Source organism: Acidovorax sp. IB03, assembly GCF_016406015.1.
GTDB lineage: Bacteria > Pseudomonadota > Gammaproteobacteria > Burkholderiales > Burkholderiaceae_C > Acidovorax > Acidovorax temperans.
On sequence record NZ_JAEFCH010000046.1, the window covers coordinates 22,233 to 30,108 of the forward strand.

The 7,876-nt window shown below is 64.5% G+C and carries 7 protein-coding genes; 6 read left to right on the forward strand and 1 reads right to left on the reverse strand.

Translation table 11 applies throughout. From position 1 onward, the window contains the following. Positions 1-9: 9 nt before the first annotated feature. The 6 genes from IHV84_RS18110 to IHV84_RS18135 all read left to right on the forward strand — a co-directional run bounded on the left by IHV84_RS18110 (position 10) and on the right by IHV84_RS18135 (position 6,390). On the forward strand, positions 10-1,137 hold the full coding sequence (locus tag IHV84_RS18110) for an FAD-dependent oxidoreductase (RefSeq protein WP_198847906.1): 1,128 nt from the start codon (positions 10-12) through the stop codon (positions 1,135-1,137). A gap of 84 nt (positions 1,138-1,221) precedes the next feature. Then, positions 1,222-2,427: an MFS transporter gene (locus IHV84_RS18115; RefSeq protein WP_198847907.1), complete on the forward strand. Its 1,206-nt coding sequence runs from the start codon at positions 1,222-1,224 to the stop codon at positions 2,425-2,427. A gap of 93 nt (positions 2,428-2,520) precedes the next feature. Further along, positions 2,521-3,375: a thymidylate synthase gene (locus IHV84_RS18120; protein WP_198847908.1), complete on the forward strand. Its 855-nt coding sequence runs from the start codon at positions 2,521-2,523 to the stop codon at positions 3,373-3,375. A 115-nt stretch (positions 3,376-3,490) separates the two neighbouring features. Next, a complete protein-coding gene (locus IHV84_RS18125; protein ID WP_198847909.1) occupies positions 3,491-4,105 on the forward strand; it encodes a DUF4337 domain-containing protein in 615 nt (204 codons plus the stop codon). A 23-nt stretch (positions 4,106-4,128) separates the two neighbouring features. Beyond that, positions 4,129-4,632: a dihydrofolate reductase gene (locus IHV84_RS18130; RefSeq protein WP_066697415.1), complete on the forward strand. Its 504-nt coding sequence runs from the start codon at positions 4,129-4,131 to the stop codon at positions 4,630-4,632. 201 nt (positions 4,633-4,833) lie between these two features. Beyond that, positions 4,834-6,390 (forward strand): FAD-binding oxidoreductase, encoded by a 1,557-nt coding sequence (locus IHV84_RS18135; protein WP_233100118.1) that lies wholly within the window; start codon positions 4,834-4,836, stop codon positions 6,388-6,390. Here IHV84_RS18135 and IHV84_RS18140 read toward each other — a convergent pair. Then, positions 6,366-7,700, reverse strand: coding sequence for a diguanylate cyclase domain-containing protein (locus IHV84_RS18140; RefSeq protein ID WP_198847910.1), 1,335 nt, complete (start codon positions 7,698-7,700; stop codon positions 6,366-6,368). The two genes, IHV84_RS18135 and IHV84_RS18140, sit on opposite strands and share 25 nt — an antisense overlap. Positions 7,701-7,876: the final 176 nt, after the last annotated feature.

Sequence of the window (7,876 nt, forward strand, 5' to 3'; positions counted from 1 at the left end):
CAGACCTCCATGACCTCTACGCGCATCGCCATCCTCGGTGGGGGCCTCAGCGGCCTGATGGCGGCCCGTGCCCTGCATCGCCAAGGCATCCATGACTTTGTGTTGCTGGAAGCACGCAGCGCACTGGGCGGGCGCATCACCTCTTTCCAAAGCCCGGCCGCTTACACACCCACAACGGCTGCGCTGCACCGCTTTGACCTGGGCCCAAGCTGGTACTGGCCAGACTTTCAGCCCGACTTGCACGCGCTGATCGAGCACCTGGGCCTGGCCACCTTTGCCCAGTTTGACGAAGGCGACATGGTGATCGAGCAGTCGGTTCAGAGCGCGCCCATGCGCGTGCCCGGCTACGCCCAATCGCCTGCGTCCATGCGCCTGCTGGGTGGCACCGAAGCCCTGGTAGATGCGCTGAAGGCCGAGGTGCCCCCGCACCACATCCGCACCAGCCACACCGTGCGCCGCTTGCGGGCCGAGGGCACGCAGGTGCACCTGACGAGTGCGGACGCCTTGGGGCAACACCACCACTGGCAGACCGAGCATGTGCTGCTGGCCCTGCCCCCGCGCCTGGCCGTGGCGCAGTTGGATTGGCAGCCGCCATTGCCTGCCGATTTGCACAGTGCATGGCAACGCACGCCCACCTGGATGGCGCCCCACGCCAAATATGTCGCTGTGTACGACACACCCTTCTGGCGCGAGCAGGGTCTGTCAGGCCAAGCCCGCAGCGCACGCGGGCCCCTGGCAGAAATCCACGACCTGTCGCAGCCCGGCGGGGGTGCTGCGCTGTTTGGCTTTGTGGGCGTGCCGGCCGCTGTTCGAGCCACTGTGTCTGAAGATGTGCTGCGCCAGCACTGCCGAGCCCAACTGGCACGGCTGTTTGGCCCGGCAGCGGCACACCCGGTGGCCGACGCGCTCAAGGATTGGACCCAGGACCCACTGACCGCCACCGCACAAGACCAAAGCAGCACCGGCCATCACGCAGCCGCCCCCGCTGCCTTCACCAGCGAAGGTGCCTGGGCGGAGCGCATTGTGGGCATCGGCAGCGAGTGGTCGCCCCACTACCCCGGTTACCTGGCCGGGGCACTGGACGCCACGCAGCGCGGGCTGCAAGCCCTGGGCATCCCCGCAAGCGCAGCTCTGTAGTCTGCCCACAGATGGCTGAGGCACACTGGGCACCTCCCTCTTTGCGTGGGCGTCACACGCATCCACCTTCCTCATCGGCCCTGCATGACCCTGCACCCCTCCGTTTTGCGCCTGGCGATTGCCCAGGCCCTGTCGGGCGCCAACACCACGGTGGTGTATGCCACGGCAGCCATCATTGGGCACCTGCTGGCACCGCGCCCCGGCATGGCCACGTTGCCGATTTCGGTGTTTGTGATCGGCATGGCCTTGTCCACGCTGCCGGTGGGCGCGGTGGCACGCAAGCATGGCCGCCATGCAGCCTTCTTTCTGGGCAATGGGTGCGGCGTGGTGTCGGGGCTGCTGGCCAGCCTGGCGCTGGTGCAAGCATCGTTTGTGCTGTTCTGCCTTGCCATGCTTTTTGGCGGTGCCTATGCGGCGGTGGTGCTCACCTTTCGCTTCGCGGCAGCCGAATGCGTGCCTGCGGCCGACAAGCCCCGTGCCTTGTCGCTGGTGCTGGCCGGTGGCGTGTTTGCGGGGGTGCTGGGCCCGCAACTGGTTACTGCCACCATGAACCAGTGGCCACCCCACGCCTACGCGGCCACCTACCTGTGTGCGGCGGCGGTATCGGTGCTGTCAGCCCTGGTGCTGCGCGGTGTGCGGTTTGCGGGCAGTCCCGCCGTGCCAGCTACTGCAGGCGCGGCACCATCGGTTCTGCCTATCACCAGCAGGCCCATCCGTGAGGTGGTGCGCCAGCCCCGCTTTGTGGTGGCCATGCTGTGCGGCGTGGTCAGCTACATGCTGATGAACTTCATGATGACTTCGGCACCGCTGGCCATGGAGCTGTGCGGCTTGCCGCGCGAATATTCCAACTACGGCATCGAGCTGCATGTAGTGGCCATGTACCTGCCCAGCTTTTTCACCGGGCGGCTCATCGCCCGCTTTGGCGAAACCCCCATCGTTCTGACGGGCCTGGCACTCACTGCCGCCGCCGCGCTGGTGGGCATGAGCGGCCAGACGGTGGCACATTTCTGGTGGGCACTCGCCCTGCTGGGCGTGGGCTGGAACTTCGGCTTCCTGGGTGCGTCGGCCATGGTGCTCCAATGCCACACGCCACAGGAAGGCCCGCGCGTGCAGTCCATCAACGACTTCGTGGTGTTCGGCACCATGGTCATCGGCTCGTTCGCATCGGGCAGCCTGCTCTCGGCCTACGGCTGGAGCACCGTGGCCGCACTGACGCTGCCGCCCGTGGTGGTGGCCGCCGCTGCGCTGCTGTGGATAGGGCGCGTGCGACAGGGGCAACCTTCCGCGTAGCGAGTCAGTCGGCAGCGCAAGTAGGCCAGCCCGCTTAAAATCGCTCGCTTGGTCCGCCCCCTGCCGCGTGCCGTTTCAACCTGCGAGCCTCCCATGAACCAGCCTGCCGTTCCCGCCTCCCAACGCCCCATTCGATCGCAGTACGAGGATCTGATGCGCCATGTGTTCACCCATGGCGTGGAGAAGGCCGACCGCACCGGCACCGGCACCAAGAGCGTTTTCGGCCATCAGATGCGGTTTGATTTGAAGGAAGGTTTTCCGCTGGTCACCACCAAGAAGGTGCACCTCAAATCCATCATCGTTGAGCTGCTGTGGTTCCTCACGGGGTCGAGCAACAACAACTGGCTCAAAGAGCGCGGCGTGACGATCTGGGACGAGTGGGCGCGCGAGGACGGCGAACTGGGCCCCGTGTATGGCGTGCAGTGGCGCAGCTGGCCCACGCCGGACGGCGGGCACATCGACCAGATCAGCGATGTGATCCAAACGCTCAAAACCAACCCCGATTCGCGCCGCATCATCGTCAGCGCCTGGAACGTGGCCGACCTCAGCAAGATGGCGCTGATGCCTTGCCACGCGTTCTTCCAGTTCTACGTGGCCCCGGCGCAAGAGCCCGGTGGGCGCGGCACGCTGAGCTGCCAGCTCTACCAACGCAGTGCCGACATCTTTTTGGGTGTGCCGTTCAACATTGCCAGCTATGCGCTGCTCACGCACATGGTGGCGCAGCAGTGCGACCTGGACGTGGGTGACTTCATCTGGACGGGTGGCGACTGCCACATCTACAGCAATCACTACGAGCAGGTCACCACCCAACTGGCCCGCACGCCCTACGCCTACCCCACCCTGCGCATCAAGCGCAAGCCCGCCAGCATCTTCGAATACGAGTACGAAGATTTCGAGGTGCTGGACTACCAATGCCACCCGGCCATCAAGGCGCCTGTGGCGGTGTAACCCTGCGCCAGGGCAAGCAGCCGTAGCGCCCCAGGCCACGCGGCGTTTGCCACTTTTTTTCACCGCAGCCCGGGCGCTGCGGTAGTGCTTAGCAACCCTCTGACCTCCATCCCATATGTCTTCCGGCGGATTTCACGTACACGGCCCCCACGACCACGCCATTGAGCACGCCACGCATGGCCACGGCGAGCACCCTGCAGAGAGCCACGGCACTGAAGGCCATGGCAGCAGCACCAACAAGATCGCAATGTTCACCGCCATCGTCGCCACGGTGGGTGCCATCTTTGCCTACATGGGCGGCGCCACGCAGGCCAATGCGGGGCTGATGAAGAACGATGCCGCCATCAAGAAGACGGAAGCCTCCAACCAGTGGAATTACTTCCAGTCCAAAAGCACCAAGCAATCGCTGGCCGAACTGGCGCGCGACATGACGCCCAGCGAGCAGGAAAAGGCCAAGTACCAGGCCAAGATTGACCGCTACGAAACCGAGAAAAACGAGATCAAGAAAGTTGCAGAGGGCCTGGAAGCCGAAGCCCGCGCCTTTGATGAAAAGAGCGAAGCGCAGATGCACCAGCACCACCGCTGGGCGCAGGCCACCACGGCGCTGCAGGTTGCGATTGCCCTGGCCGCGATTGCGCTGCTCACACGCAAAAAATGGCTGGAATGGGGCATGTACGGCGTGGCCGCCATTGGCCTGGGCGTAGGCACCCTGGCGCTGCTCCATATCTGACCCCTCTTACCGCACAGGCCACCATGCAACCGCTGCACCTGATTTACGCCCGCGCCGCCAATGGCGTGATTGGCAAGGACAACACCATGCCCTGGCACCTGCCCGAGGACATGGCGCATTTCAAGCAGCTGACGCAGGGCTGCGCGGTCATCATGGGCCGCAAGACCTGGGATTCATTGCCCCCACGTTTTCGGCCGCTGCCAGGGCGCACCAACATCGTGGTCACCCGCCAAAGTGACTGGCAGGCCGAAGGTGCGCTGCGCGCTGACAGCCTCGAAGGCGCGCTGACCCTGGCCCGCGCAGCCACCACCGAGCCCCACCGCCCGGTGTGGGTGATGGGCGGAGCCCAGATCTACGCCCAGGCCCTGCCCCTGGCCAGCCGGGTTGAGGTCACAGAGATCGCCCAGGACTTTGACGGCGATGCCTACGCGCCCACGCTGGGCGCAGAGTGGAAGGAAGCCACGCGCAGTTCGCATGTCTCCACCAACGGCCTGCCCTTTGACTTTGTGAGCTACGTGCGGGGCTGAGTGGCAATCTCACAAGGGATTGGAAAGATGCTCTGAGGCGCACCTACGCGCTCCTGACTTCATAGCTGCTGGCGCTTACCCATCAAGCGCTACAGGCATTTTTACCTCTAAACCGCTGGGCCACCCACTGTGCCCATTTTTTCATGGGCCTGACGTAAGCCGCGTGCTACAACGGCGTTTTTCTCAGGAGGGAAAGCGTCCATGGCCCATAGAAAAAGTCTCACACGCGCGGCAAAACAACGCCGCATCGCGCACTTCTTGGCGCAGTTCCTGCAAGCGGCGGCCCCTGGCCACAGCGCCACGTTGACGGGGGTACAGAAGGCCGACCTGGAAGCACGCACCATCGGGCGCGTGGTCTTTCCGTGGGACGCTGACTACGACGCGGACCGGCAGGAAACCAACCCTGCGTTCCAGTATTACCCCCTGGTCATCGTGTACTGCGCTTGCGAAACCGACGTGCTGGTGAGCATGGGAGTGGCCCAGGACGCGTGCCTGGCGGTATCCGTACGCTCAGGCGGGCACAGCACGGCGGGGTATTCGGTGAACACCGGCGGCATGGTGATTGACCTGAGCGAGATGAAGGGCGTGGTGCTGGACGAAGACCGGGCCCTGGTGCATGTGCTGCCCGGCACGCCGTTTGAGGTGTTCAACGGCGCACTCAACGGCACGGGCTGGCATGTGCCCACGGGGGCTTGCGGCAGCGTGTGCGTGGCCGGGTTTGTACAGGGTGGGGGCTATGGCTACACCTCCCGAACCTACGGCATCCAAAGTGACAAGGCAGCAGCGTTTCGCGTGGCGCTGGCCAGCGGAACGGTAGTGACCGCCAACGAACGCGAGAACGCCGACCTGTTCTGGGCCTTGCGGGGCGGCACGGGCGGCAACTTTGGCGTGGTGCTGCAGGTCAGCTACCACATGGTGCGCCTGCCATCGGTGTGGGGCTGGTCCATCACCTGGCAAGCCGAGCAGGCGGCGCAGGTGCTGGAGCTGCTGCAACGGGATTACACCCGCCAGGGAGCCCCCGAGCAACTGGGCTACATGATGAACCTGGGCTACTACAACGGGCAGGTGGTGTACATGGTGCAAGGCATGTACTGCGGCCCGCGGGACGAGGGCTACGCCGCCATTGAGCCCCTGCTGCAAATCACCGGCGCGCAACTGGTGGTGGACAAGGTGGGCACGTACCCGGAGCTGAACAACTATTTTGAAGACCACCCCTACCCCCTGCCGCAAGACCTGCCCGACGGCATTTGCGAGACCAAGGCCAGCGGATATATCGACAAGCCCATTCCCCAGGCGGTGTGGCAGCAGGTGATCGACCAGTTCCACCAGGCCGTCAACCCCTGGAGCATGGTTTACACCGAGCCCTACGGCGGCGCGATTGCCCGCTACCCGGTGGAAGGCAGCGCCTTTGTGCACCGCCATGTGGACATGGACATCGTGATTGACGGCTGCTGGCGCAACGCAGAAGAGCGCGTGAAGGTACAGGCCTGGATCGACGGGCTGTACGACCTGCTGCGGCCCTACATGAACGGGAATGTCTACCAAAACTACCCCGACCGGACTCTGGAGGACTTTGCCAACGCCTACTGGGGCGATGCAACGTACCGGCGGTTGCGCGAAGTCAAGACGACGTACGACCCACCAACTTCTTCTGCTACGGGCAGAGCATTGCACCTTTGTAAGCCGCGCCTGCGGGCTGGGCGTGGTGCCGCGCCGTGCGGGGCGCATGGCACTCAGGCCGAGGCAGGCACTGCGTAGTGCACGCTGCCCTTGCCGCCCCGCTTGGCTTCGTACATGGCGTGGTCGGCGCGGGTCAGCAACTCGTCCACCTGCGCGGGCAGCGGCGGGTGGGCGGCCACCCCGATGCTCACACCCAGCGTCACCTGCACACCATCGGTGTCGGGCAGCGCAAAGGGCGTGTCAAAAATCTGCAGCAGGCGGTCGAGGAACTGCTGGAGCTCCTGCGGGCTGGGGTTGCCACGCATCAGGATGGTGAACTCGTCGCCCCCCAGCCGCGCCAGCGTGTCGCCTGCACGCACAACGTGCGCCAGGCGCTGGGCTACCAGGCGCAGCACGGTGTCGCCCATGTGGTGGCCGTGCAGATCGTTCACGTCCTTGAAGCCGTCCAGGTCCATGAACAGGATGACCACGCCCTCGGTGGCGTCACCGCCCTGCCCGTCCAGGCTGCCCACAGCCTCGTGCGCCCGCACCATGAAGGCACCGCGGTTCAACAGCCCCGTGAGCGAATCGTGCTGCGCCAGATGCAGCAATCGGTCTGCAGCGGCCACGCGCTCGGTGATGTCCTCGATCTGGCACATGATGGACACCGTCTCGCCGCGCGGATTGATGAGCGCAGAGTTGAACCACAGGCAGTGCTGCACGCTGCCGTCGGGCCGGATGAAAGAGGCCTCGACCCGGTTTTGGCGCTCAGCCCCGGCCAGCAGGCGGTGAAACGCCTTGCGCAGTGCGCTGACCCGTGCGCCATCGCCCACCAAGTTCAAGAGCGAATCGCCCTGGTGGGCGGCGTGGCGCCAGCCAAACCACTCGGTGGCGCGACTGGAGCAATGCACAAGGCCCAACTGGGCATCCAGCTCCACCACGGCCAGCGGGCTGTTTTCCATGTGCGAAAAAATCTTTTGATTGGCTGCACGCAGCGCTTCCGTGGTCACTTTGAGCTCGTGCACCTCCAGCGCAGAATTGACCAAACCACCGACTTGCCCATCCTCATCAAGCCAGGGATGCAGGCTGATGGAGAACCATACTTCGTGCCCCTCGAAGTTGCATATCTGCCGCTGATAGGTGACCTCATGGCCCGCCAGGGCGCGATCAATATGGGGACCAAACTGCGCGCGGGCAGCCTCGCTGTACAGCGAAGTCAAAGTGCGGCCCAGCAGTTCCTTGGGGCGCACCTTGAACCAGTTGGCATAGGCCTCGTTGGCGTACAGGATGTTCAGGCTAGTGTCGACCACGCAGATCGTTGCGCCTGTATGGCGAGTGACGATGTCCAGCAGGTGCGGTGCGGGCAGTGACTCGCCAAGGGCTGCAGAGTGGGATAGATGTTCGTTCATAGAAAGCAGGCGACACCAAAGGACTCCAAAGCGAACGGGGTCCAACCCATCTGGGACCCTCATCCCAACGCCAGACAACAAGCCACTGAAAGCCACCAAGGGCTGAGCGACCGCGTAGCGACAGTAACCATCCCCCGGCAAAGCCGGGGGCATTCGGGATGTGAGCCGCTCAAAGC